The sequence below is a fragment of the Streptomyces sp. NPDC042638 genome, assembly GCF_040647235.1.
Taxonomy (GTDB): domain Bacteria; phylum Actinomycetota; class Actinomycetes; order Streptomycetales; family Streptomycetaceae; genus Streptomyces; species Streptomyces rameus.
This window is the reverse complement of sequence record NZ_JBEZBT010000002.1, coordinates 306953-331583: the sequence shown is the minus strand read 5'-3', so window position 1 is coordinate 331583 and position 24631 is coordinate 306953. Positions and strand designations below refer to the sequence as shown.

The 24631-nt window shown below is 72.2% G+C and carries 24 protein-coding genes; 9 read left to right on the top strand and 15 right to left on the bottom strand.

Annotated elements, in window-relative coordinates; genetic code table 11:
• The first annotated feature begins 1113 nt into the window (after window positions 1-1113).
• Window positions 1114-2337, top strand: a complete 1224-nt coding sequence (serB, locus tag AB0B40_RS03140; RefSeq protein WP_345060180.1) for a phosphoserine phosphatase SerB — start codon at window positions 1114-1116, stop codon at window positions 2335-2337.
• 136 nt (window positions 2338-2473) lie between these two features.
• On the opposite strand, the gene AB0B40_RS03135 is transcribed toward serB, so the two are convergent.
• From AB0B40_RS03135 to AB0B40_RS03120, 4 genes are all read right to left on the bottom strand, one after another.
• Window positions 2474-2992, bottom strand: a complete 519-nt coding sequence (locus tag AB0B40_RS03135) for a histidine phosphatase family protein (protein WP_345060178.1) — start codon at window positions 2990-2992, stop codon at window positions 2474-2476.
• A gap of 78 nt (window positions 2993-3070) precedes the next feature.
• Window positions 3071-3277: a hypothetical protein gene (locus AB0B40_RS03130; RefSeq protein ID WP_345060176.1), complete on the bottom strand. Its 207-nt coding sequence runs from the start codon at window positions 3275-3277 to the stop codon at window positions 3071-3073.
• A gap of 171 nt (window positions 3278-3448) precedes the next feature.
• Window positions 3449-3568, bottom strand: a complete 120-nt coding sequence (locus AB0B40_RS03125) for an SGM_5486 family transporter-associated protein (protein ID WP_345060175.1) — start codon at window positions 3566-3568, stop codon at window positions 3449-3451.
• Window positions 3569-3625: 57 nt separating this feature from the next.
• A complete protein-coding gene (locus tag AB0B40_RS03120) occupies window positions 3626-4951 on the bottom strand; it encodes a CynX/NimT family MFS transporter (protein ID WP_345060173.1) in 1326 nt (441 codons plus the stop codon).
• A 70-nt stretch (window positions 4952-5021) separates the two neighbouring features.
• On the opposite strand from AB0B40_RS03120, the gene AB0B40_RS03115 reads away from it, so the two are divergent.
• On the top strand, window positions 5022-5714 hold the full coding sequence (locus tag AB0B40_RS03115) for a FadR/GntR family transcriptional regulator (RefSeq protein WP_362262414.1): 693 nt from the start codon (window positions 5022-5024) through the stop codon (window positions 5712-5714).
• Here AB0B40_RS03115 and AB0B40_RS03110 read toward each other — a convergent pair.
• The 3 genes from AB0B40_RS03110 to fabG form a co-directional block, all read right to left on the bottom strand.
• Window positions 5692-6045 (bottom strand): hypothetical protein, encoded by a 354-nt coding sequence (locus AB0B40_RS03110; RefSeq protein WP_362262411.1) that lies wholly within the window; start codon window positions 6043-6045, stop codon window positions 5692-5694. The genes AB0B40_RS03115 and AB0B40_RS03110 overlap by 23 nt on opposite strands.
• 159 nt (window positions 6046-6204) lie before the next feature.
• Window positions 6205-6972 carry an enoyl-ACP reductase FabI gene (gene fabI, locus AB0B40_RS03105; protein WP_345060168.1) on the bottom strand — a complete coding sequence of 256 codons (768 nt, stop codon included), beginning with the start codon at window positions 6970-6972 and terminating at the stop codon, window positions 6205-6207.
• Window positions 6973-6977: 5 nt separating this feature from the next.
• Window positions 6978-7682: a 3-oxoacyl-[acyl-carrier-protein] reductase gene (fabG, locus tag AB0B40_RS03100; protein WP_345060166.1), complete on the bottom strand. Its 705-nt coding sequence runs from the start codon at window positions 7680-7682 to the stop codon at window positions 6978-6980.
• Between the two features lie 239 nt (window positions 7683-7921).
• Between fabG and AB0B40_RS03095 the strand changes: the two genes are divergently transcribed.
• From AB0B40_RS03095 to tyrS, 3 genes are all read left to right on the top strand, one after another.
• Window positions 7922-9445: a TldD/PmbA family protein gene (locus AB0B40_RS03095; RefSeq protein WP_345060164.1), complete on the top strand. Its 1524-nt coding sequence runs from the start codon at window positions 7922-7924 to the stop codon at window positions 9443-9445.
• Entirely contained in the window at window positions 9442-10836 is a 1395-nt protein-coding gene (locus AB0B40_RS03090) for a TldD/PmbA family protein (RefSeq protein WP_345060162.1), read from the top strand. The genes AB0B40_RS03095 and AB0B40_RS03090 overlap by 4 nt, the downstream gene beginning before the upstream one ends.
• A gap of 65 nt (window positions 10837-10901) precedes the next feature.
• Window positions 10902-12170: a tyrosine--tRNA ligase gene (tyrS, locus tag AB0B40_RS03085; RefSeq protein ID WP_345060161.1), complete on the top strand. Its 1269-nt coding sequence runs from the start codon at window positions 10902-10904 to the stop codon at window positions 12168-12170.
• Between the two features lie 85 nt (window positions 12171-12255).
• On the opposite strand, the gene AB0B40_RS03080 is transcribed toward tyrS, so the two are convergent.
• On the bottom strand, window positions 12256-12537 hold the full coding sequence (locus AB0B40_RS03080) for a GlsB/YeaQ/YmgE family stress response membrane protein (protein ID WP_103813064.1): 282 nt from the start codon (window positions 12535-12537) through the stop codon (window positions 12256-12258).
• A 242-nt stretch (window positions 12538-12779) separates the two neighbouring features.
• Between AB0B40_RS03080 and AB0B40_RS03075 the strand changes: the two genes are divergently transcribed.
• Window positions 12780-13196 carry a DUF3099 domain-containing protein gene (locus AB0B40_RS03075; RefSeq protein WP_345060157.1) on the top strand — a complete coding sequence of 139 codons (417 nt, stop codon included), beginning with the start codon at window positions 12780-12782 and terminating at the stop codon, window positions 13194-13196.
• A 225-nt stretch (window positions 13197-13421) separates the two neighbouring features.
• Window positions 13422-13640, top strand: coding sequence for a hypothetical protein (locus AB0B40_RS03070; protein ID WP_362262404.1), 219 nt, complete (start codon window positions 13422-13424; stop codon window positions 13638-13640).
• Window positions 13641-13672: 32 nt separating this feature from the next.
• Here AB0B40_RS03070 and moaA read toward each other — a convergent pair whose 3' ends face one another.
• The 3 genes from moaA to AB0B40_RS03055 all read right to left on the bottom strand — a co-directional run bounded on the left by moaA (window position 13673) and on the right by AB0B40_RS03055 (window position 16811).
• The gene (gene moaA, locus AB0B40_RS03065; protein WP_345055662.1) at window positions 13673-14662 is read right to left on the bottom strand and encodes a GTP 3',8-cyclase MoaA; all 990 of its coding nucleotides are present in this window, start codon (window positions 14660-14662) and stop codon (window positions 13673-13675) included.
• A gap of 170 nt (window positions 14663-14832) precedes the next feature.
• Entirely contained in the window at window positions 14833-16458 is a 1626-nt protein-coding gene (locus AB0B40_RS03060; RefSeq protein ID WP_345055660.1) for a cation acetate symporter, read from the bottom strand.
• Window positions 16455-16811: a DUF485 domain-containing protein gene (locus tag AB0B40_RS03055; protein WP_345055658.1), complete on the bottom strand. Its 357-nt coding sequence runs from the start codon at window positions 16809-16811 to the stop codon at window positions 16455-16457. The genes AB0B40_RS03060 and AB0B40_RS03055 overlap by 4 nt, the downstream gene beginning before the upstream one ends.
• Window positions 16812-17093: 282 nt before the next feature.
• Here AB0B40_RS03055 and AB0B40_RS03050 point away from each other — a divergent pair, with 282 nt between their 5' ends.
• A complete protein-coding gene (locus AB0B40_RS03050; protein ID WP_362262400.1) occupies window positions 17094-18629 on the top strand; it encodes a S8 family serine peptidase in 1536 nt (511 codons plus the stop codon).
• A 67-nt stretch (window positions 18630-18696) separates the two neighbouring features.
• Complete coding sequence (locus AB0B40_RS03045) at window positions 18697-20073, top strand: CoA transferase (protein WP_362262397.1); 1377 nt, start codon at window positions 18697-18699, stop codon at window positions 20071-20073.
• A gap of 7 nt (window positions 20074-20080) precedes the next feature.
• Here AB0B40_RS03045 and AB0B40_RS03040 read toward each other — a convergent pair whose 3' ends face one another.
• The 4 genes from AB0B40_RS03040 to AB0B40_RS03025 all read right to left on the bottom strand — a co-directional run bounded on the left by AB0B40_RS03040 (window position 20081) and on the right by AB0B40_RS03025 (window position 24616).
• The gene (locus AB0B40_RS03040) at window positions 20081-21127 is read right to left on the bottom strand and encodes a zinc-dependent alcohol dehydrogenase family protein (RefSeq protein WP_362262394.1); all 1047 of its coding nucleotides are present in this window, start codon (window positions 21125-21127) and stop codon (window positions 20081-20083) included.
• 195 nt (window positions 21128-21322) lie between these two features.
• Entirely contained in the window at window positions 21323-22033 is a 711-nt protein-coding gene (locus AB0B40_RS03035) for a VIT family protein (protein ID WP_345055650.1), read from the bottom strand.
• 49 nt (window positions 22034-22082) lie between these two features.
• Window positions 22083-23309, bottom strand: a complete 1227-nt coding sequence (locus AB0B40_RS03030) for an amidohydrolase family protein (protein WP_345055648.1) — start codon at window positions 23307-23309, stop codon at window positions 22083-22085.
• Window positions 23306-24616 (bottom strand): amidohydrolase family protein, encoded by a 1311-nt coding sequence (locus AB0B40_RS03025; protein ID WP_362262462.1) that lies wholly within the window; start codon window positions 24614-24616, stop codon window positions 23306-23308. Before AB0B40_RS03025 ends, AB0B40_RS03030 begins: the two co-directional genes overlap by 4 nt.
• Window positions 24617-24631: the final 15 nt, after the last annotated feature.

Below are 24631 nucleotides of genomic sequence, written 5' to 3'. Positions count from 1 at the left end.
GGCAGAGCGAGACGGCAGGCGGCTGGCCGACGGGCGCGCAGGCACCGGGGCAGAGCGAGACGGCAGGCGGCTGGCCGACGGGCGCGCAGGCACCGGGGCAGAGCACGGCTGCGGGCGGCTGGCCGTCGGAGGCACGGACACCGGGGCAGGGCACGGCTGCGGGCCGCTGGCCGACGGACGCACAGGCACCGGGAGGGGACGAGACGACCGTCCGCTGGCCTACAGAGGCACAGACACCGGGGCGAGGCACGGCTGCGGGCGCCTGGCCGACGGACGCACAGGCACCGGGACGGGACGAGACGACCGTCCGCTGGCCTACAGAGCCACAGACACCAGGGCGAGGCGAGACCACCGGCCACTGGCCGACAGAGCCACAGACACCGGGACGGGGCGAGGCGGCGGGTGTGGCGGGGGGAGCAGCGGCGGGGGTCGACGGCGTCGGACACGGGGAGCAGGGCACTCACGACGCCGGACCCCCCGGTCACGACGCCGGGCAGGGCGGTGATGCCGGGGCCTTCGGGTACGGCCCCGGGGCCGGGCCGTACACGCCGAGCAGCCCGTACCGGCCGCCGAACCCCGACACCAACCCGTATCTGCGGCTGCCGGAGGAGCAGCGGGACGTCTGGCCGCCCGCTGCCGGGCAGGACGTGTACAGCGCCCCGACCATCGCCGGACCTCTCGGTCCTCCTCCCCCGCCACCGCGCCGGCGACCGACGCCGCGGCCGGACGGCCGCCGGGCCGGGACACCGGACGACGGACCGCCGCCTCTACCGCCCCCGCCCCCGCCCCCGCCCGGGGAGCCGAAGCGGCGCGGTTGAGCGGCCCGGGTCGCGGTTCCGGTCGTCGCCGGGGCCGGGACGGGGTGGGGCCGGGACGGGGTGGGGCACCAGGCCGTGCGGGCGGGGTCCGTACGCGACCGGGGCCCTCGTGGATCGCCGTAGCCGGCCGTCCGTGGCACGCTCGTGGTGGAGCCCGGGCCGGTATCCGCCGTACGCCCGCGGCGCGATTACCGGCGGCAAGGTTCCTGACACCGCCCCGCCACCCATTGTTCCGTGTCCGTCAGGCGGACCTCGGCGGCGAGCGGCACTGGGTGCCGGATACGGTGGTGACACCATGAGCGCTTCGCAGACCTCCGCTTCGCAGACCTCCGAGGTTCCCACCCTCCTCGTCAAGATCTTCGGCAAGGATCGGCCGGGCATCACGGCGGGCCTCTTCGACACCCTTGCCGCCTACCTCGTCGACGTGGTCGACATCGAGCAGGTGGTCACCCGGGGCCGCCTGGTGCTGTGCGTGCTGGTGACGCAGCCGCCGGCCGGCCTGGAGGGTGACCTGCGGGCCACCGTGCACAGCTGGGCCGAGTCGATGAAGATGCAGGCGGAGATCCTCTCGGGGCACGGCGACAACCGTCCCCGCGGCCTGGGGCGCTCCCTGGTGACCGTCCTCGGTCATCCGCTCACCGCCGAGTCGACGGCCGCGATCGCCGCCCGGATCGCGAAGGCCGGCGGCAACATCGACCGGATCTTCCGGCTGGCCAAGTATCCGGTGACGGCGGTGGAGTTCGCGGTGTCCGGCGTCGAGACCGAGCCGCTGCGCACGGCCCTGGCCTCCGACGCCGCGGCACTGGGTGTCGACGTGGCGGTGGTGTCGGCGGGTCTGCACCGGCGTGCCCAGCGGCTGGTGGTCATGGACGTGGACTCGACCCTGATCCAGGACGAGGTCATCGAGCTGTTCGCCGCGCACGCCGGCTGTGAGGACCAGGTCGCCGAGGTGACGGCGGCGGCGATGCGCGGGGAGCTGGACTTCGAGCAGTCTCTGCACGCGCGCGTGGCACTGCTGGAGGGGCTGGACGCGTCGGTGGTGGAGAAGGTGCGGGAGCAGGTCCGGCTGACGCCGGGCGCGCGCACCCTGATCCGCACCCTGAAGCGCCTCGGCTACCAAGTGGGTGTCGTCTCCGGTGGATTCACCCAGGTCACCGACGATCTCCAGGAGCGGCTGGGCCTGGACTTCGCGCAGGCCAACACGCTGGAGATCGTCGACGGCAAGCTGACCGGCCGGGTCGTCGGCGAGATCGTGGACCGGGCGGGCAAGGCGCGGCTGCTGCGCCGGTTCGCCGCGGAGGCCGGGGTGCCGCTGGCGCAGACGGTGGCGATCGGTGACGGCGCCAACGACCTGGACATGCTGAACGCGGCGGGTCTGGGCGTGGCCTTCAACGCCAAGCCGGTGGTCCGGGAGGCGGCGCACACGGCGGTGAACTTCCCCTTCCTCGACACCGTCCTGTACCTCCTCGGCGTCACCCGGGAAGAGGTCGAGGCCGCCGACACGCACGACGAGGGCTGAGCGGGAGCGGCCCGAGCCGGCCACGGGAGGGCCCCGGCCCCCCGTGAGGGCCCGGCCCCCCGTGAGGTGGGGCGGGCCCGGCGCCACGGGGTGAGGGCGGGCCCCGCGCCGTTCGGCGTGCCGGGCCGGCACCGGGTCACTCGGAGGGCGCCCAGTACTCCGTGAGCGTGGCCACGCCGGGTTCGACGGCCTTCCAGGGGCCGTCGAAGGTCAGCACGACGAAGCCGGCGGTGGGGAAGCCGCGGCGGTTCATCCGTTCGCGGGCGTCGCCCTCGGCCGAGCCGGACAGGATGTCGGCCAGGCCGTGCACGCCCGGGTTGTGGCCGATCAGGATCACGTTGCGCACGTCGTCGGGGAGCTCGTTGAGCAGGGCGATCAGCTCACCGGGCGAGGCCTCGTAGACCCGCTCCTCGTAGACGGTTTTCGGGCGGTGCGCCAGCTCGTGGACGGCGAGCTTCCAGGTCTCACGGGTGCGGGTCGCCGTGGAGCACAGGGCCAGGTCGAAGGTGATGCCGGTGTCGGCCAGCTTGCGTCCGGCGACTGCGGCGTCCGTGCGGCCCCGCTCGGCGAGCGGGCGCTCGTGATCGGTGACCTGGGGCCAGTCGGCTTTCGCATGCCGGAAGAGGACGATCCTGCGGGGTTCTGCGACGCTCATGGGACCCAGCTTCGCATGAAACAGGCCACCCGGCGCAGGGAGTTGACATGGGGATTCACCGCGCGAAGGGGCTTGCCTTCAGCGTGCGAGGAGCTGCTGGGCGCGCTCCAGCAGACGGGCGATCGCCGGGTCGCCGCCGGCCGCGTGGGCGTCCGACGGGTTCACTATCAGCGCGAGCAGCACGATGAACGCGAGGGCGGGCAGGGTGAGCGCCCACCAGGGCAGCCGGATGTCGACGCCGCCCGTGGTAGCCGGGTGGGGCCGGGGGTGGGTGCGGGCCGGCATGGTCGCCTCCGTGGGTGCTCGAGCGGGTCCGTGACCGCCTGCCGCGGTCACCTCTCGAAGCTACGGAATCCGAGGTCGCCAACCCATCCGGTGTTCCACCCAGTTGACCCTGACCCTGGCCCCCTAGGGGATGGTGGGGCCAGCCCCACCATCGGCCGGGAGAAGCCGCCGTCAGGGGGAGGCGATGGTCGCCACCACGGCGATGATCACGAAGATGGCCAGGAACGAGCCGAAGACGAGCAGCAGCTTCTTCTGGCCGTTCTTCGGGTGCGGGTCGAGCACAGGCTGCATGCGCCCAGTCTCGCATCCCGCACCCGCCCGGCGGCGCCGGGGGCACCCGGCACCGGGTCAGCGTGTCGTCTCGTCCTCGATCGTACGGTCACGGCCCGCCAGGAAGCCCACCACCATCTGCGGCACCATCAGGGCCGCCATGAGAGCGATCGGCAGTCCCCAGCCGCCGCTCTGCTGGTAGAGCACGCCGACCAGCAGCGGGCCGGGGATGGAGATCAGATAGCCGGTGCTCTGGGCGAACGCGGACAGCTGGGCCACGCCCGGACCGCTGCGGGCCCGCATGCCGACCAGCGTGAGAGCGAGCGGGAAGGCGCAGTTGGAGACGCCGAGCAGCACGGCCCAGACCCAGGCGCCGCCGGCCGGGGCGAAGTACAGCCCGGCGTATCCGGCGAGGCCGCAGGCGCCGAGGACCAGCACGATCGGACCCTGGTGGGGCAACCGTGTGGCCACCCGCGGGATGACGAAGGCGAGCGGCACGCCCATCACCATGGTGACGGCGAGCAGCACACCCGCGGTGCCGGCCGGGACGCCGGCGTCCCGGAAGATCTGCGGCATCCAGCCCATGGTGATGTAGGCGGCCGTGGCCTGGAGGCCGAAGAAGACGGCGAGCGCCCAGGCGGTACGGCTGCGGGTCATGCGCAGCGGGGTGTGCTGCTGCGTGGCCCCGCGCGCGGGTGCCTGCGGCCGCGCGGCGGGACCCCGGTCCCGGACCAGCGGCAGCCAGGGCAGCACGGCCGCGGCGGCGACGGCCGCCCACACGGCGAGGCCGGACTGCCAGCTGCCGCCCAGGGCGTCGGTCAGGGGGACGGTCACCGCGGCGGCGAGGGAGGTGCCGAGGGCGAGGGCCATCGAGTACAGGCCGGTCATGGAACCGACCCGGTCGGGGAACCACTGCTTGACGATGACCGGCATGAGGACGTTGCTGACGGCGATGCCCATCAGCGCGAGCGCGCTGGCGGCCAGGAATCCGGCCGTGTTGCCGACGTAGGGCCGGATGAGCAGGCCGGCGGTGATGGCGGCCATGCCGGCGCACACCACCGCGGCCGGTCCGAAGCGGCGGGCCAGGCGGGGCGCGGTGACCCCGAAGACGGCGAAGCAGAGCGGGGGCACGGAGGTGAGCAGGCCGGCCACGCTGCCGCTCATGCCGAGCCCGTCGCGGACCTCCTCCAGGAGGGCGCCGAGGCTCGTGATGGCCGGGCGGAGGTTCAGCGCGGACAGCACGATGCCGACGACGACCAGCCGGGTCGCCCACGCGCGCGTGCGGCCCGCTCCGGGGGTCGTGCGGGGTGTGCTCGTCGCGGCGGTCCTCCCGCGTTCGGTCGGTGACATCTCCGTACGGGTCTCCACTGTCCGGGTTTCCTCACTAGCCATGAGGCTCATCATAGAATCATAGGATGAATGTCTGTCCATTCCCGGTGCCTTCACGCTCGGGCTTCTCGTGCGAAGGTGTGCCATGCCCTTGAGCCACCCGCGCCGTTCGGCGCTGTCCGAGCAGGTCATCGCCGAACTGCGCAACCAGATCACGTCCGGCGAGTGGCCGGTCGGCTCGCGCATCCCGACCGAGCCGGAGCTGGTCGAGCAGCTCGGTGTCGCCCGCAACACGGTCCGTGAGGCCGTCCGCGCGCTCGCCCACAACGGCCTGCTGGACATCCGCCAGGGCTCGGGCACGTATGTCGTGGCCACGAGCGAGCTGGCCGGCGTGATGCACCGCCGCTTCGCCGACGCCGACCCGCGGCACATCGCCGAGCTGCGTTCCACGCTGGAGTCGGCCGCGGCGAAGCTGGCCGCCGAGCGGCGCACCGACAAGGACCTCAAGCAGCTGGAGGCACTGCTGGCCCGGCGCGAGGAGGCATGGGCAACCGGCGAGGCCGAGCCCTTCGTGACGGCCGACGCCACCTTCCACCTGGCCGTGGTGGCCGCGTCCCACAACGACGTGATGACGGCGATGTACGCCGACCTGGGCGAGGTGCTGCGCGACTGGCTGCGCGCCGACGTCGGGGCGGAGCTGACGCCGGAGACGCACATGGACCACACCCGGCTGCTGGACGCGATCCGCGCGGGGGACGCGCAGGCGGCGGCGGAGGAGGCCGCGAGCTATCCGTTCCTGTGCGATCCGGGCCGGTTCAACGTGCCTTCTGGTGGCTGATCCAGACCGAGCGGATCTCCTTCCAGCACCGGCCTGTGAGCCGTACGGTCATGGCGGGCCCGGCGTCCACCGGAGCACTGTCGGTGTCGATGTCCCACCATCGGGCGCACTCGATGTGCAGCCGCACGCGATCGATGTCGACATAGGGGTTGTGGCAGTAGGCCACCACGTGGGAGCCGCGCACGGTCGCACGGCACGAGGCGCCGAACCTGCTCGGTGCGGGCGGCTTGCCGTCGCCCACGCGCGCGTGGGGCAGCGCGTCGTACGGCAGCGAAAGGACGAGGGCCAGGGCCACGGTCACCGGGGCCAGGCTGCGGCGGGGCAGGCGCACAAGGCAACCTCCTGGGCCGGGCTGCGGAGGGAGGTGCGGGGGAAGGCTTGTTCCAGGGTGCGCCGTCGGCGCGGCGGATGCCCGGCCGGTGGGCCGAACGGGTGACGCCCCGCTCCCCGCTCACGGCGGGAAACGGGGCGTCGGTGTCGTGCGGTGGGATCAGGCGCCGATGGCGTGCAGACCGCCGTCGACGTGGATGATCTCGCCCGTGGTCTTCGGGAACCAGTCGCTCAGCAGGGCGACGACGCCCTTGCCGGCCGGCTCCGGGTCCTTCAGGTCCCACTCCAGCGGGGAGCGGCTGTCCCAGACGGAGGCCAGGTCGGCGAAGCCGGGGATGGACTTGGCGGCCATGGAACCGATCGGGCCCGCGGAGATCAGGTTGCAGCGGATGTTCTGCTTGCCCAGGTCGCGCGCCATGTAGCGGCTGGTGGCCTCCAGGGCCGCCTTGGCCGGGCCCATCCAGTCGTACTGCGGCCAGGCGTACTGGGCGTCGAAGGTGAGGCCGACGACCGAGCCGCCGTTCTGCATCAGGGGCAGGCAGGCCATGGTCAGCGCCTTCAGGGAGAACGCCGAGACGTGCATGGCGGTGGAGACCGACTCGAACGGCGTGTTCAGGAAGTTGCCGCCGAGCGCGTCCTGCGGGGCGAAACCGATGGAGTGGACGATGCCGTCCAGGCCGCCCAGCTCCTCGCCGACGATGTCGGCCAGCCGCGCGAGGTGCTCCTCGTTCGTCACGTCCAGCTCGATGACCTTGGTCGGCTTCGGCAGCTTCTTGGCGATGCGCTCGGTCAGCGTGGGCCGCGGGAACGCCGTCAGGATGATCTCGGCGCCCTGCTCCTGGGCGAGCCTGGCGACGTGGAAGGCGATGGAGGACTCCATCAGCACACCGGTGACCAGGATGCGCTTGCCCTCGAGGATTCCACTCATGGTGATCAGTGACCCATTCCCAGTCCGCCGTCAACCGGGATGACGGCTCCAGTGATGTACGAGGCGTCGTCCGAGGCGAGGAACCGCACGGTCGCGGCGATCTCCTCAGGCTGCGCGTAACGGCCGAGCGGCACCTGGGACACGATGTTCTGGCGCTGCTCGTCGCTGAGCGCCTTGGTCATGTCGGTGTCGACGAAGCCGGGCGCGACGACGTTGAAGGTGATGTTGCGCGAGCCCAGCTCCCGGGCCAGGGAACGCGCGAAGCCGACCAGGGCGGCCTTGGAGGCGGCGTAGTTCGCCTGACCCGCCGAGCCGAGCAGGCCGACGACGGACGAGATCAGGACGACGCGGCCCTTCTTGGCGCGCAGCATGCCGCGGTTGGCGCGCTTGACCACACGGAAGGTGCCCGTGAGGTTGGTGTCGATGACCGAGGTGAAGTCCTCCTCGGACATGCGCATCAGGAGCTGGTCCTTGGTGACGCCGGCGTTGGCGATCAGAACCTCGACCGGACCGTGCTGGTCCTCGATCTCCTTGTAGGCCTGCTCCACCTGCTCCGGGTCGGTGATGTCGCACTTGACTGCCAGGAAGCCGGCCGGCGGCTCACCCGAGCGGTACGTGATCGCGACCTTGTCGCCGGCGTCGGCGAAAGCGCGGGCGATGGCGAGGCCGATGCCCCGGTTGCCTCCGGTGACGAGAACCGAGCGGCTCAACGGATCACCCTTTCCATAGCGGTCTGACACATCCGCCCGAACACCTGGATGACAGGCGGCTTCACCGAAAACCTATCGGTAGCGCCATGCGCCCGGAGAAGCGGGCACCGACAGTGGCTCGGGTGTCTCGCTGTCGGATCCCTACAGAAAGAGCCCGTCCGATACCGAAACCTGTGGTCCGCCGGCCCGGTCCCACGACATGATCGGACCCCACAGGCCACGACAGCAGGGAGACCTCCGTGCCGCATTCCATCGACGAAGCCTTCACCGCGCTTCCGCTACGGGCCCTCGCCGACGCCGCGCTCGCACGCGCGCGTGCGCTGGGGGCCGAGCACGCGGACTTCCGGTTCGAGCGGGTGCGCAGCGCGTCCTGGCGGCTGCGGGACGCCAGGCCCGCCGGGTCCTCGGACACCACCGACCTCGGATACGCGGTCCGGGTCGTGCACGGCGGTACGTGGGGCTTCGCCTCCGGGGTGGATCTGACGATGGACGCCGCGGCCCGGGTCGCCGCGCAGGCGGTGGCCATGGCCAAGCTGTCCGCACAGGTGATCAAGGCCGCGGGGTCGGACGAGAAGGTCGAGCTGGCGGACGAGCCGGTGCACGCCGACCGGACGTGGGTGTCGTCGTACGAGATCGACCCGTTCTCGGTGCCCGACGAGGAGAAGGCCGATCTGCTCGCGCAGTGGAGCGCGCGGCTGCTGGCCGCGAACGGCGTCAGCCATGTCGACGCCTCGCTGCTCACCGTGCACGAGAACAAGTTCTACGCGGATACCGCCGGCACCGTGACCACCCAGCAGCGGGTGCGGCTGCATCCGCAGCTGACGGCCGTCTCCGTCGACGAGTCGAGCGGCGAGTTCGACTCCATGCGCACCATCGCGCCGCCGGCGGGGCGCGGCTGGGAGTACCTGACCGGTACCGGCTGGGACTGGGACACCGAGCTGGAGCGGATCCCGGAGCTGCTCGCCGAGAAGATGCGGGCGCCGAGCGTGGAGCCGGGCCTGTACGACCTGGTGGTCGACCCGTCCAACCTGTGGCTGACCATCCACGAGTCCATCGGCCACGCCACCGAGCTGGACCGGGCCCTCGGTTACGAGGCCGCCTACGCCGGCACCTCCTTCGCCACCTTCGACCAGCTCGGCAAGCTGAGGTACGGCTCCGAGCTGATGAACGTCACCGGTGACCGCACCGCCGAGCACGGGCTCGCGACCATCGGCTACGACGACGAGGGCGTCGAGGCACAGTCCTGGGACCTGGTGAAGGACGGCACGCTGGTCGGCTACCAGCTGGACCGGCGCATCGCGCGGCTGACCGGGTTCGACCGGTCCAACGGGTGCGCGTACGCCGACTCCCCAGGCCACGTGCCGGTACAGCGGATGGCCAACGTCTCGCTCCGGCCGGATCCGGCCGGGCTGTCCACCGAGGACCTGATCGGCGGGGTCGACCGGGGCATCTACGTCGTCGGCGACCGGTCCTGGTCGATCGACATGCAGCGCTACAACTTCCAGTTCACCGGACAGCGCTTCTTCAAGATCGAGAACGGGCGGATCACCGGGCAGCTGAAGGACGTCGCCTACCAGGCCACGACCACGGACTTCTGGGGGTCGATGGCCGCGGTCGGCGGGCCGCAGACCTACGTCCTCGGCGGTGCCTTCAACTGCGGCAAGGCCCAGCCGGGCCAGGTGGCCGCCGTGTCCCACGGGTGCCCGTCCGCCCTCTTCAAGGGCGTCAACATCCTCAACACCACGCAGGAGGCCGGTCGATGAGCGCCCGTACCCACAAGCCGCACGAGGTCGTCGAGCAGGCCCTGGCGCTGTCCCGCGCCGACGGCTGTGTCGTGATCGCCGACGAGCACTCCACCGCCAACCTGCGCTGGGCGGGCAACGCGCTCACCACCAACGGCGTGACGCGGGGCCGCACGCTCACCGTGATCGCGACCGTGGACGGCAAGGAAGGCACCGCCTCCGGTGTCGTGTCCCGGTCCGCGGTCACCGCGCAGGAGCTGGAGCCGCTGGTGCGGGCCGCGGAGGCCGCCGCGCGCGGGGCCGCGCCCGCCGAGGACGCCCAGCCGCTGGTCAGCGGGGTGCCGCAGGCCCCGGACTTCACGGACGCGCCCGCCGAGACCTCCTCCGCCGTGTTCGCCGACTTCGCCCCGGCGCTCGGCGACGCCTTCGCACGCGCGCGTGCGGGCGGCCGGGAACTGTACGGCTTCGCCAACCACGAACTGGTGTCGACGTACCTGGGGACGTCCACCGGGCTGCGGCTGCGCCACGACCAGCCCACCGGCACGCTGGAGCTGAACGCCAAGTCACCCGACCGCACACGTTCGGCGTGGGCCGGCCGGTCCACCCGGGACTTCAAGGACGTCGACCCGGGCGCGCTGGACGCCGAGCTGGCCGTACGGCTCGGCTGGGCGGAGCGGCGCGTGGAGCTGCCCGCGGGCCGGTACGAGACGCTGCTGCCGCCCACCGCCGTGGCGGATCTGCTGATCTACCAGCTGTGGTCGGCCTCCGGCCGGGACGCGGCCGAGGGGCGCACGGTGTTCTCCAGGCCGGGCGGCGGCACCCGCGTCGGCGACAAGCTCTCCGAGCTGCCGCTGACCCTGCGCAGCGACCCGAACGAGCCGGGCCTGGAGTGCCCGCCCTTCGTGGTCGCCCACTCCTCCGGCGGCGACCAGTCCGTGTTCGACAACGGGCTGCCGACGCACGCCACCGAGTGGGTCGGCGAGGGCGTGCTCAGGCACCTGACGACCACGCGGCACAGCGCGGGCCTGACCGGGCTGCCGGTCGCCCCGGCGCCCGGGAACCTCGTCCTGGACGGCGGCGGCGACCGCTCCCTGGAGGAGATGGTCGCGGACACCGGCCGCGGGCTGCTGCTGACCTGCCTGTGGTACATCCGCGAGGTCGACCCGGCGACGCTGCTGCTGACGGGCCTGACCCGGGACGGCGTCTACCTCGTCGAGGACGGCGAGGTCACCGGGCAGGTGAACAACTTCCGGTTCAACGAGTCGCCGGTGGACCTGCTGGGCCGGGCCACGGAGGCCGGGCGGACGGAGAAGACGCTGCCGCGTGAGTGGAGCGACTGGTTCACCCGGGCCGCGATGCCCGCGCTGCGCATCCCGGATTTCAATATGAGCTCTGTCAGCCAGGGCGTATAACCTCGTAGGCGTTCGTGGTCGGGTGTCACCCGGCCGCCCGAAGATCTCAAGGAGACACGAGAACCGTGACGGACATCGTCGACGAGCTGAAGTGGCGGGGGCTCATCGCCCTCTCCACGGACGAGGACGCACTGCGCAAGGCGTTCGCGGACGGCCCCGTCACGTTCTATTGCGGCTTCGACCCGACCGCGCCCAGCCTGCACCTGGGCAATCTCGTGCAGATCCTGACGATGCGCCGCATCCAGGAGGCGGGCAACCGTCCGCTGGCGCTGGTCGGCGGGGCCACGGGGCTCATCGGCGACCCGAAGCCCACGGCCGAGCGCACGCTCAACGCGCCGGAGGTGGTGGCCGGCTGGGTGGAGCGGCTGCGCGCCCAGATCGAGCCGCTGCTCCACTTCGACGGACCGAACGCCGCGGTGATGGTCAACAACCTGGACTGGACCCAGGGACTGTCGGCCATCGAGTTCCTGCGGGACATCGGCAAGCACTTCCGGGTCAACAAGATGATCGCCAAGGAGGCCGTCTCCCGGCGGCTCAACTCGGACGCGGGCATCAGCTACACCGAGTTCAGCTACCAGATCCTGCAGGGCATGGACTTCCTGGAGCTGTACCGGCGGCACGGGTGCGCCCTGCAGACCGGCGGCAGTGACCAGTGGGGCAACCTCACCTCCGGCACGGACCTGATCCACCGGGTCGAGCCGGACGCCGTGGTGCACGCGCTGGGCACCCCGCTGATCACCAAGGCGGACGGCACCAAGTTCGGCAAGACCGAGTCCGGCACGGTGTGGCTCGACCCGGAGATGACCACGCCGTACGCCTTCTACCAGTTCTGGGTGAACGCGGACGACCGGGACGTCTCCAAGTTCCTGCGCATCTTCAGCTTCCGCTCCCGCGAGGAGATCGAGGAGCTGGAGCGCCAGACGCAGGAGCGTCCGCAGGCCCGGGCGGCGCAGCGGGCGCTCGCCGAGGAACTGACGACCCTGGTGCACGGCGCGGGCCAGACGGCCGCGGTGATCGCCGCGTCCAAGGCGCTGTTCGGCCAGGGCGAGCTGGCGGAGCTGGACGAGAAGACACTGGCCGCGGCGCTGTCCGAGGTGCCGCACGTCCGGGTCGCCGAGCTGGCTCCGGTGGTCGACCTGTTCGCCGAGGTCGGCCTGGTGGCCAGCAAGTCCGCCGCCCGGCGGACGGTGAAGGAGGGCGGGGCCTACGTGAACAACGTCAAGGTCACCGCGGAGGACTCCGTGCCGGGCGCCGGGGAGCTGCTGCACGGGCGGTGGCTGGTGCTGCGGCGCGGGAAGAAGAACCTGGCCGCCGTGGAGGTCACCGGCGGCTGAGCGTCGTGGGGGCGCGGGTGAGCCGGCGAGTTCGGCCACGGTGTGGTCACTCGCGCGGCTCCCCCGCGCCCTCCGGGGGTGAGGCTCAGGCGCGCTGTTGCTTTCTCTTGCCCAGCGTGGCCATGTACAGGGCGTCCACGGCCGCGACGATGATGATCGCGGCCACCAGCTGGAAGATGTGCCGGCTCCAGTCGATTCCCCGGGTCGCCTCCACGCCGACCGCGCGGGCCACCGCGTTGCCCACGATGGCGCCCAGCATGCCGCAGATGGTGGTCAGCCACAGCGGGCTGTGCTGCTTGCCCGGAATGATCGCCTTGGCGATGAGGCCCAGCACGAATCCCACGATGATCGCCCACAACCAGCCCATGGCTGCCTCCTCGTACGGCTCGACGTGAGCATTACGGTCAGTGTCGTGGGGTCCGCCGTACGGCGCACGTCGGGTTCGCCCGTTCGCGGCGGGCCGGCGACGTCACCGCAGGCAGAGCGCGACCCGGTCTCGTGGGCGGCGGGTGCGCGGCGTACCGTGGAGATGTCCCGGCCGGTTCCCCGCCGGGTGGGGACAAGGGTGCGGGCCGGGGAGAGTCCGATGCGGGCGGATGGTGGGATGAGATGCGGAAACAGCACGGCGGCAGCGGCCAGGTGTTCCGGATCACCGGTGCCCGGACCGGTCTCGCCGAGGACGTCCGGGGCCGGCAGCGCCGGTATGTGATCTCGATGTCGGTCCGTACCGTGTCGGTGATCCTGGCGGCCTCGCTGTGGAACGTCGAGCGGTACGTCGCCATCGTCGCGCTCGTCTTCGGTGCGCTGCTCCCCTATGTCGCCGTGGTGATCGCCAACGCGGGCCGGGAGCGGCCGCCGTCGCTTCCCTCGACGTTCGTCGTGGCGCCGCCGCGTCCGATGATCGCGCCGCCGCGGACCGACGACGAACAGCCGGAATCCGTACGGGAGTCGGTACCGGAGGACGTGCCGGAGGACGAGGCGGCGCACGAGGCGGGCGTGCGCGGTGAGCGCACCGGCCCGGCGTGAGCACGGCCGACCCGTCGGAAGCGGAACGCGGCCCCTCTCCAAGCTCAAGAAAAGCTCAGATCAATCCTGCTGTTCCGGTGCCGGGCGGTGGGGTACCCGTGACATACTGCGTACGCGCTCCGCATCCCCCGTCGGAGCGACGGACCGACGCCGGGCAGCTCCCCCCGTGGCTGCCCGGCGTCGCCTTGTTTCCGCCCATTCGTGAGACGACCCCGAGACGAATCCGTGAGTGACGAGACCCCGATCTGCTCCGCCAAGGGCTGCCGTGCCGCCGCCGTCTGGGTGCTGGCCTGGAACAATCCCAAGATCCATACGCCGGAGCGGCGCAAGACCTGGCTCGCCTGTGACGAGCACCGCGAACATCTCTCGCAGTTCCTCGGCGTGCGGGGGTTCCTGAAGGACGTCGTGAAGTTCGAGGAGTGGCGGGCGGCCGAGGAGGGCTAGGGCCGTTTGCTCCAGGGCCTGTCTGACAGGCCCTAGCCGCCGATCGCCGACATCGGGCGGTCCGGCTGGACGAACGAGGGGTCGTCCAGGCCCGCGCCCGCCTTCTTGCCCCACATCGCCAGCCGCCAGAGGCGGGCGATCTCCTCGTCCGGTGCCCCGGACCGCAGGGCGGCGCGCAGGTCGGTCTCCTCGGTGGCGAACAGGCAGGTGCGTATCTGGCCGTCGGCGGTGAGTCGGGTGCGGTCGCAGGCCGCGCAGAACGGGCGGGTGACCGAGGCGATCACGCCGACCCGGTGGGGGCCGCCGTCGACCAGCCAGCGCTCCGCCGGTGCCGAGCCGCGCTCGTCGGCGCCCTCGGCGGTGAGCTCGAACCGGGTGCGCAGGGAGGCGAGGATGTCCCCGGCGGTGACCATGCCCTCCCGCTTCCAGCCGTGCTGGGCGTCCAGGGGCATCTGCTCGATGAAGCGCAGCTCGTAGTCGTGCTCGATCGCCCAGGTGAGCAGGTCGGGGGCCTCGTCGTCGTTCAGCCCGGGCATCAGGACCGTGTTGACCTTGACGGGGGTCAGGCCCGCTTCGCGGGCGGCTGTCATACCCTCCAGCACGTCCTTGTGGCGGTCGCGGCGGGTCAGGGTCTTGAAGACGTCCGGGCGGAGGGTGTCCAGGGAGACGTTGACCCGGTCCAGGCCCGCCGTCTTCAGGGCCGCCGCGGTGCGCTTGAGGCCGATCCCGTTGGTGGTGAGGGACATCTGGGGGCGTGGGCCGAGAGCCGCGACGCGCTCGACGATGCCGACCAGGCCCGGCCGGAGCAGGGGCTCGCCGCCGGTGAAGCGGACCTCCTTGATGCCGAGTTCGCGGACCGCGATGTCGATCAGGCGGACGATCTCGTCGTCCGTCAGGAGGTCGGGCTTGGACAGCCACTGCAGCCCTTCCTCGGGCATGCAGTAGGTGCAGCGCAGATTGCACCGGTCGGTGAGCGAGACCCTCAGGTCGGTGGCCACTCGGCCGTAGGTGTCGATGAGCACGTGGGCCCCCTCCCTCTCCCGATCATCACGTTCGGTCGGCTGTGCGTCGTCCGTCACCTGTGAGCCTACGTGACCGCGCCGACATCGACAGCGGCCCGATCCCACGAGGTGGGGCACGGCCGCGTCGTAGGACCGTACAGTCCCGCACGACGCGGCCGTCCGTGCGAACCTCAGTGCGCTCCGGTGCCGGTCAGGGACCGCACCTCCAGTTCCGCGTACTTCCCGGCGTCCGGGACCTCCTTCGACAGCAGGGTGCCCACGGCACCCAGCAGGAATCCCACGGGGATGGAGATGATCCCGGGGTTCTCCAGCGGGAACCAGTGGAAGTCGACGCCGGGGAACATCGAGGTCGGCTTGCCGGAGACCACCGGGGAGAACAGCACCAGGCCGACGGCGGTGACCAGGCCGCCGTAGATCGACCACAGGGCGCCCGCGGTGGTGAACCGCTTCCAGAAGAGGCTGTAGAGGATGGTCGGCAGGTTGGCGGAGGCGGCGACCGCGAAGGCGAGGGCGACCAGGCCGGCCACGTTCAGGTCGCGGGCCAGGGCACCGAGCACGATCGAGACGGCGCCGATGCCGACGGTCGCCCAGCGGGCCGCGCCCAGCTCCTGCTTCTCGGTGGCCCGGCCCCTCTTGATGACGTTCGCGTAGATGTCGTGCGCGAACGAGGACGAGGAGGCGAGGGTGAGTCCGGCGACGACCGCGAGGATCGTGGCGAAGGCGACCGCGGAGATGGTGGCCAGCAGTACCGCTCCCCAGTTGGAGTGGACGCCGCCCAGATGCAGTGCGAGGAGCGGTGCCGCCGTGTTGCCCGCCTTGTTGGAGGCGATGATCTCGTCCGGTTTGATCAGCGCGGCGGCGCCGAAGCCGAGGGCGAGGGTCATCAGGTAGAAGACGCCGATCAGGCCGATAGCCCAGATCACGGACTTTCGGGCGGCCTTGGCGGTGGGCACCGTGTAGAAGCGGATCAGGATGTGCGGCAGACCGGCGGTGCCGAGGACCAGGGCGATGCCGAGCGAGAGGAAGTCCAGTTTGGTCGTGCCGGTGGCGCCGTACTTCAGTCCCGGCTCCAGGAAGGCGCTGCCCTTGCCGCTGTTGTCGGCGGCCTTCCCGAGCAGGTCCGAGACGTTGAAGTTGAACTTGATCAGCACCAGGAAGGTCAGCAGCAGCGCACCGATGATCAGCAGCACCGCCTTGACCATCTGGACCCAGGTGGTGCCCTTCATGCCGCCGATGGTGACGTACACGATCATCAGTACGCCGACCAGGGCGACGATGCCGATCTTGCCGGCGTCGCTGGTGATGCCGAGGAGCAGGGAGACGAGGACGCCGGCGCCGGCCATCTGGGCCAGCAGGTAGAAGATCGAGACCACGATGGTGGAGGTGCCGGCGGCCGTACGGACCGGGCGCTGGCGCATCCGGTAGGCCAGCACGTCGCCCATCGTGTAGCGGCCGGAGTTGCGCAGCGGCTCGGCGACCAGGAGCAGGGCGACGAGCCAGGCGACGAGGAAGCCGATGGAGTACAGGAAGCCGTCGTAACCGAAGAGGGCGATGGCGCCGGCGATGCCGAGGAAGGACGCGGCGGACATGTAGTCGCCGGAGACGGCGAGGCCGTTCTGGAAGCCGGTGAACTGCCGTCCGCCGGCGTAGAAGTCGGCGGCGTCCTTGGTCTGCCGGCCCGCCCAGACGGTGATGACGAGGGTCGCGGCGACGAACACCGCGAACAGGGTGATGATCAGTGTCCGGTGCTCGCTCGCCTCGCCGGCGGCCAGCAGGGTGTGCTGCGCGGGGCTCATGAGCGGCCCTCCATACGGGACTTGATGGCCTCGGCCTTCGGGTCGAGCTTCGCAGCGGCGTGCCGCGCGTACCACCAGGCGATGAGGAACGTGGTGAGGAACTGGGCGAGGCCCAGGACGAGGGCGACGTTGATGTTGCCGGCCACCTTGGTGCCCATGAAGCCGCCCGCGTAGTTGGACAGCAGCACGTAGAGCAGGTACCAGGCGATGAAGGCGATGGTCAGCGGGAAGGCGAAGGAGCGGTAGGCGCGGCGCAGTTCACCGAACTCCGCGCTCTGCTGCACCTCGGTGAACTCCTCGGTGGAGGGAAGGTGGGCTGGGGATTTCGCGGGTGGCGGTGTCTCGGTTGCCACGGAGTCTCCTCGCGTCACGGACATGCGCTTTCTGACCTCACAGAACGGGATCACATTACAGGGAGTCACCGATCCGCTCCCTGCTGTGACTCCGGCGGGGACACGATCCTGATGGGCCCCCTGTCCACGGTCACGGCGCCACGCGTGGACCGGTTCAACGCCGCCCGGCCCTTTCGGAGATCAGGCCCGGGAGATAACTTCGCTCTGCACCACCCGTCATGTACCTGCCCGAGCACCACCCGTGCCTCGGGCGGTCTCGTATCCGGACGATGTGGAGATCCCATGGCTCATCTGCGCTCCAGACGCCGACTCGCGCTCGCCGTGCCGGTCGTGCTGTCGCTGACCGCCACGCTCGGATTCCTGCCGTCGGCGGCGTCGGCGGCGACTTCGGCGGCCTCCGCGGACACGGCGGCACGGGCGGCGGACGGCCCCGGCCTCGCGTACGTGGTCAACACCAGGACGGACCATCGCACGATCGAGTCGGTGCGGCAGGAGATCATCCGCAACGGCGGTTCCGTCGTGGCGAGTTACGACCGGATCGGGGTGATCGTCGTCCACTCCGCGAACCCCGACTTCGGGGCGCGGATGCGTGCGGTGCGCGGTGTGCGGTCGGCGGGCGCCACGCGTACGGCTCCGCTGACGGCGGCGGGCACGACGGACGAGGGTGCGGTGCGGGTCCTGTCGAAGGCGGAGGCCGCCAGGGCGGCCCGGGCGGCGACGGCGGGCCAGGAGCCGCTGGAGGCCGACCAGTGGGACCTGCGGGCGATCGGCGCCGACCGGGCCGCGGCGATCGACCCGGGCAGCCGAAGCGTCACCGTCGGGGTCATCGACACGGGCGTGGACGACACCCACCCGGACATCGCCCCGAACTTCTCCGCGTCCCAGTCCGCGAGCTGCGTGAGCGGCAAGGCGGACACGACGTACGGCGCGTGGCGGCCGGCGGACGCCGACCACTACCACGGCACCCATGTGGCGGGCGAGATAGCCGCGGCCCGCAACGGCATAGGCGTGGCCGGGGTGGCGCCGGGCGTGAAGGTCGCGAGCATCACCGTGGCCCAGCCGGACTCGACCTCGCTGTTCTATCCGGAGAGCGTGGTCTGCGCCTTCGTGTTCGCCGCGGACCACGGCATCGACATCACCAACAACAGCTACTACGTTGATCCGTGGCTGTACAACTGCATGGACGATCCCGATCAACGCGCCATCGTTGACGCGGTCAACAGGGCCCAGCTGTACGCCCAGCGCAAGGGCACCCTCAACGTCGCCTCGGCGGGCAACTCCAACGACGACCTGGACGCCGACGCGATCACGGACACCTCCAGCCCCGACGACTCGACCGCCGGGACCCGCACGGTCGATCCGCACGAGTGCTTCGACGTGCCGACCCAGCTGCCCGGCGTGGTCACCGTGAGCGCGGTGGGCGCGAAGGGCGCCAAGGCGTACTACTCGAGCTACGGCCGTGGTGTGGTCGACGTCGCGGGGCCGGGCGGGGACCGGTTCCAGATCCCGGACACGCCGTCGAAGAACGGCCGCATCCTGTCGACGCTGCCGAACGGCCAGTACGGCTGGCTGCAGGGCACCTCGATGGCCTCCCCGCACGTCGCCGCGGTGGCCGCGCTGCTGAAATCGGCCCACCCGCACGCCACTCCGGAACGGCTCCAGGAGCTGCTGAAGGCGCAGGCGGACAACCCGGGCTGCCCGGCCGAGCCGTACGACGGTGACGGCGACGGGGTGGTCGACGCGACCTGTGCGGGCGGCAAGCGGGTCAACGGCTTCTACGGCTTCGGGGTGGTCAACGCACTGCGCGCGGTCGAGTAGCAGCCGACGCTTCACTCCACGACACCGGCCGACATTGTTGATTGAATCAATACTGCATAGTGAAGTAATGACTGCAATCAATGATGCTTGGTCGGCCGTGGGCGGGGCGCCCGGTCTGCTGTCGCGCGTCTCGGCCGTCGCACGCCGGGACGCCCTCGACGCGCGGCTGCCGGTACGGGACCTGGCCCGCGCGTGTGTGGGAGCGTGCGCGCTCGCAGCCGCCGAACTGGGGGCACGGCGGGCCGGGCTCGCCGAGGTGCCGGCGGTCACCGTGGACGATGGCGCGGTGGCCGCGGCCTTCCGCAGCGAGCGGCTCCTGCGGGTCGACGGCCGGGCACCGGACGCCTTCGCGCCGCTGTCCCGCTTCTGGCGGACGGCCGACGGCTGGGTGCGGACCCACGCCAACTACCCGCACCACCGGGCCCGGCTGCTGGCGGCGCTGGGCCTGCCGCAGGACGCCTCGGCGGAACAGGTCGCCGGCCGGCTCGCCGAGCGCTCCGCCCTGGAGACCGAGGAGACCGTGTACGGCGCCGGAGGCCTCGCCGTGGCCCTGCGCACACCCGGGGAGTGGCAGGCCCACGAGCAGGCGGCCGAGGTGGCGGCGCGACCGCTGGTCGAGCGGGAACGTCGGGACACGGCCCGCACGCGCGTGCTGCCTCCGCTCGATCCGGACGCCGCCGTCCTGCTGCCGGCCGCCGGACTGCGCGTGCTCGACCTGACCCGGGTCCTGGCGGGCCCGGTCGCCACCCGCACCCTCGCCCTGCTGGGCGCGGACGTGCTGCGCGTGGACGCGCCACGGCTGCCGGAACTGCCGGACCAGCACGCCGACACGGGCTTCGGCAAGCGGTCCGCCACGCTCGACCTGACAACCGGCCGGGACACCTTCGAGGAGCTGCTGAGCACGGCCGACGTCGTGGTCACCGGGTACCGGCCGGGCGCCCTCGACCGGTTCGGGCTCTCCCCCGGCGAGCTGGCCGCCCGGCGCCCCGGCCTGGTCGTGGCACAGGTGTCGGCGTGGGGCGCGTACGGGCCGTGGGGCGGGCGACGCGGCTTCGACAGCCTGGTGCAGGTCGCCACCGGCATCGCGGTGACCGAGGGCACCGCCGGGGAGCCGGGCGCGCTGCCCGCGCAGGCCCTGGACCACGGCACCGGCTACCTGCTGGCGGCGGCCGTGCTGCGGGCCCTGACCGAGCAGTCGTACGAGGGCGGCAGCCGGCTGGTGCGGCTGGCGCTGGTCCGGTCCGCCCACTGGCTGACGGCCGGTATCGGGGCCGGCCCGGCCGGGGGAACGCCCTGCCCCGACCCGGACGCCTGGCTGACCGAGACGGACAGTGCCCTCGGCCGCCTGCGGCACGCCCGCCCGCCCGTGTCCTTCGCCGGCGGCCCCACCGGCTGGCAGCGGCCTCCGGTGCCGTGGGGCTCGGATCCGGCGACGTGGCGGTGACGCCGGTTCAGCCGTTGGTCACCAGCACCTTGAGCGCCGTGCGCTCGTCCATGGCCTTGTAGCCGGCCGGAACGCCCTCGATGTCGACGGTCATGTCGAACACCGGCGAGGGGTCGATCGTGCCGTCGAGGACGTCGGGCAGCAGGTCGGGGATGTAGGCGCGGACCGGGGCGACGCCGCCGCGCAGCGCGATGTTGCGGTCGAACATCACCCCGAGGTCCAGTCCGGTGCCGCTGCCGTGGGGCACGCCGACGAAACCGATGGCGCCGCCGTCGCGGGTGACGTTGACGGCCGTCCGCATGGACTGCTCGGTGCCGACCGCCTCCACGACGGCGTGCGCGCCCTGCCCGCGGGTCAGCTCGCGGACGGCCTCGACGGCCGCGTCCCCGCGCTCGGCGACGACGTCGGTCGCGCCGAACCGGCGCGCGATCCCGGTCCGCGCCTCGTGCCGGCCGAGCGCGATGATCCGCTCGGCGCCGAGCCGCTTGGCGGCCAGCACGGCGCACAGGCCCACCGCGCCGTCACCGACGACCGCGACGGTGGCGCCGGGCCGGGCGCCCGCGCCGAGGGCGGCGTGGTGGCCGGTGCCGAGGACGTCGGAGAGGGTCAGCAGGGCGGACAGCAGGCGGTCGTCGGAGGCCGCCTCCTTGGGCAGCCGCACCAGGGTGCCGTCGGCGAACGGCACGCGGACGGCCTCGCCCTGGCCGCCGTCGTAGCCGACGGAGCCCCAGAAGCCGCCGTGCTCGCAGGACGTGTTCAGGCCCTCGCGGCAGTAGTCGCAGACGCCGTCGGACCACATGAAGGGCGCGACCACCAGGTCACCGCGCCGGACGGTGCTCACCCCGGAACCGGTCTCCTCCACGACACCGAGGAACTCGTGTCCTATCCGCTGCCCCGGCTGCCGGGCCGCCTCACCGCGGTAGGCCCACAGGTCGCTGCCGCAGATGCAGGCCCGCAGCACGCGTACGACGGCGTCGGTGGGCAACTGCACGACGGGCTCGGGAACGTCCTCCACGCGCATGTCGAAGGGGGCGTGGATGGTGGTGGCGCGCATGGCGGGGTCCTTCTCGTGCGGGATGGTGCGAGGTCGTCCGGGGCGCTCGGGGGTGTCGAGCGCACTACACGGTACGTCGCCCGCCGCGCGGGCCGCGCGGCGAGGTGAGCCACGCTCGCCGGGCCGCCCGGCTCACCCGTCCCGGCCTGTGCGGACCACCGGGTGAGCGGCCCCGTCGGACCGTGAGCGGCCCCCTCAGATCCCCGCCGCCCCCAGCAGGCTCCCCGCCCCGTAGGTGACCCCCATCGCCAGTGCCCCGCCCGCCACGGTGCGCGGTACGGCCCGCTTCGGGTCCGCCGCGCCGAGGCGGGCACTGGTCCAGCCGGTGACGACGAGGGCGGCCAGGACCGAGACGACCGTGACGGGTACACGCCAGCCGGCCGGGGGGAGGACGATGGCCAGCAGGGGGAGCAGGGCGCCCGCGGTGAAGGCCAGGAAGCTCGCCCACGCCGCGTGCCAGGGGTTGGTCAGCTCGTCCGGGTCGATGCCCAGCTCCACGCGCGCGTGGGCCCTCAGCGCGTCCCGCGCGGTGAGCTGTTCGGCGGCTTCGCGGGCCACCTCAGGGGACAGGCCGCGGTCCGCCAGCAACTCGGTCAGTTCGAGCAGCTCCTCCTCCGGCTGCTCGCGCAGTTCCCGCTTCTCCACGGCCAGCGCGGCCATCTCCGAGTCGCGCTGGGTGGAGACGGAGACGTATTCGCCGGCCGCCATGGACATCGAGCCGGCGAGCAGGCCGGCCAGTCCGGCGGTGAGCAGGGCGGCCCGGCTCCCGGTCGCGCCGGCCACGCCGACGACCAGTCCCGCGGTGGAGACGATGCCGTCGTTCGCGCCCAGCGCGGCCGCCCGGAGCCAGTTGAGCCGGGAGCCGAGCGCGCTGCCGTGGGCCTCGTCGTGCGTGGGTTCCGTCACAGCAGGGAGGATCCCACCCCGGCGGTCGTCCCCGCCGCAGGGACACCGGTCACCACACCCGGACCGACGCTCCGCGCGCGAACACCGGGCTGGTCGCACCGGCCGGCGGTTCCGCCAGAGGTTCGGCGATCTCCGCCACCGTGGGCCCGACCTTCGCCGCTACGGCGTCCAGGAGGGCGAGGTCGAAACCGTAGACCCGGGCCGCGTTGCCGCCGACCATGGCGGCGACCTCCGCGCGCGGGACGCCCGCGTAGGCGAACCGCAGGGCCTCGCGGGTGTACGGGTACGTGCCCTCGTCGTGCGGGTAGTCGCTCCCCCACATGATCTTGTCGACACCGATGCGGTCGCGCAGCGGCACCTCGTGGGGGCGCATGAAGCTGGCGCCGACGTAGCAGTTGTCGTGCCAGACGCGGGAGGGTGCCGCCCCCATGCCCGCGGCCAGGCCGGTGCCGAACTTGGCCTCCGCGGTGTCGCCCTGAGCGGCCGTGGCGACCAGGCGGCCGTGGTAGTAGTCCAGCATGTCCAGGACACCGGGGATCCAGCCGGAGCCCTGCTCGGTCAGGACCAGTCTCAGGTCCGGGTGGCGGCGGAAGGCGCCGCCGAAGACCAGGTGCCACAGGGCCCGGTGGGAGAACCAGGTCGTCTCCACCATGAACACCGCGCGGGCGGCGGGTTCCTCGCCGAGCGGCGGGGACGCGGAGCCCGCGTGGTGGTTGACGGGAAGGCCGAGCTCCGCGCAGGCGGCCCAGATCGGGTCGTACGTCCGTGAGTACAGCTCGGGCAGTCCGGATCCGGGCGGGGTGCCGGGCAGCATCAGGCCGCCCCTCAGGCCCGCCGAGGCGGCCCACCGGATCTCCTTGACGGCCTCCTCCACGTCACCGAGGAGGATCTGGAAGACGCCGGCCCGGCGGCCCGGTGCCGCCGCGCAGAAGTCCGCGAGCCACCGGTTGTGGGCACGCAGTCCCGCCCAGCGCCGCTCGAAGTCCTCGGCGTTCGGGGGCGGGGCCATGAGCGAGCCGGACGGGAAGAACGGCGGGATGGTGTTGGGGAAGATCACCTCCCCGACGATTCCGTCCGCCTCCGCCTCCGCCAGCCGCCGCTCGGAGTTCCAGTTCCGGTCGGCGGCGTCGGCGAGGAGGTCCTCGTAGGGGTTGACGTAGGTGGCGGCCCAGACGTCGAAGTCGTCGTGGTGGCGCTTGGCCAGGTACGGCTTGTAGTCCAGCAGGTCGGCACCGGCGTGGCAGTCGGCCGAGATCACCGTGTAGCGGTCCGTCACCGGGTCACCTCCGGGCGGGGGAAGTCGCGGTCGGGTCCGGTGAGCGGGAAGTCGCCGCCCGTCAGCCAGTGCCGGCCGCTCTCGCGCGAGCGTGCCCAGGACGCCTCCACGGCCGCCTGGTCGGCGCTCTGGCCGAGGTCGGCGGGTGTGGGGCCGATGCGGCGGGCCAGGGGCGCCAGTTTCGCGGCGTCGAAGCCGAACGTCTCGGCCGCGGCGAGGCCCAGGATGCGGCGGGTCTCGGCGACCGGGATGTCGTGGAAGGTACGGCGCAGCCACGCGCGCGTGTCCGGCCAGGTGCCCTCGGGGTGCGGGAAGTCGCTGCCCCACAGGATGTTGTCGACGCCGATCTCGTAGCGCTGGGCCAGTTCGCGCCGCTTGGTGTTGGTGGCGCAGACGAAGACCTGCCGGTCCAGGTACTCGTGCGGCGGGCGGGTCAGCTCCGCGAACGGGGAGAGTTTCTTGCCGCCGTGGGCGCCGAGGTAGAGGCGGTCCATGAACCACAGCACGTTCGGCAGCCACCAGCAGCCCGACTCGGCGACGCCGAAGCGCAGGCCCGGGTGGCGTTCGAAGACGCCGGACCAGAGCAGGAACCACAGCGGGCGGGCCGGCCACCAGGTGACCTCGGAGACGTAGATGCCGAGGTGCTCACCGTACTCGTGGCGGGGCGCGGCACCGGAGTGGGTGAGCACCGGCATGCCGCACTCGGCCGCCGCCGCCCAGACGGGGTCGTAGCGGCGGTCGTGGTACGGCTCGTGCCCGGCCCACATCGCGGGGATCATCAGGGCGCCGAGGCCGGACTCCCTGGCGCGGCGGATCTCCGCGACGACCCGGTCGACGGGGGCCGTGACGGGCAGCAGGGCGACTCCGCAGTGCCGTTCGGGATGTTCGGACACGAACTCCGCCAGCCAGCGGTTGTGTGCCTGCGCGCCCGCCATCCCCAGTTCGGGGTCCTGGTCGCCGGAGAGGCCGAGGCCCACGCCGAAGGGGGCGGCGGTCCGGCTGTCCACGGCGTCGGCGTCCGGGAAGACGACCTCGGCAGCCACCCCGTCGCCGTCCAGTTCCCTCAGGCGCCGCGCGGTGTCCCAGCCGCCGCGCAGGCCCTCCTCGTTCTCGCGGAACCACCGGTCGGCGAACGCCTCGTTGCGGACGCCGAGCCGGGTCATCTCCGCACGGCGCCGGTCGCGGCCCGCGAGGAACTCGTCGAAGTCCCGGTGGAAACGGGTCTCCAGGTAGGGCCGGTACCGCTCGGTGGGCAGTCCGGCATGGCAGTCGGAGGAGATGATCAGGTACGGGTCCAGGCCGGACACGACGTCGGTCACGGC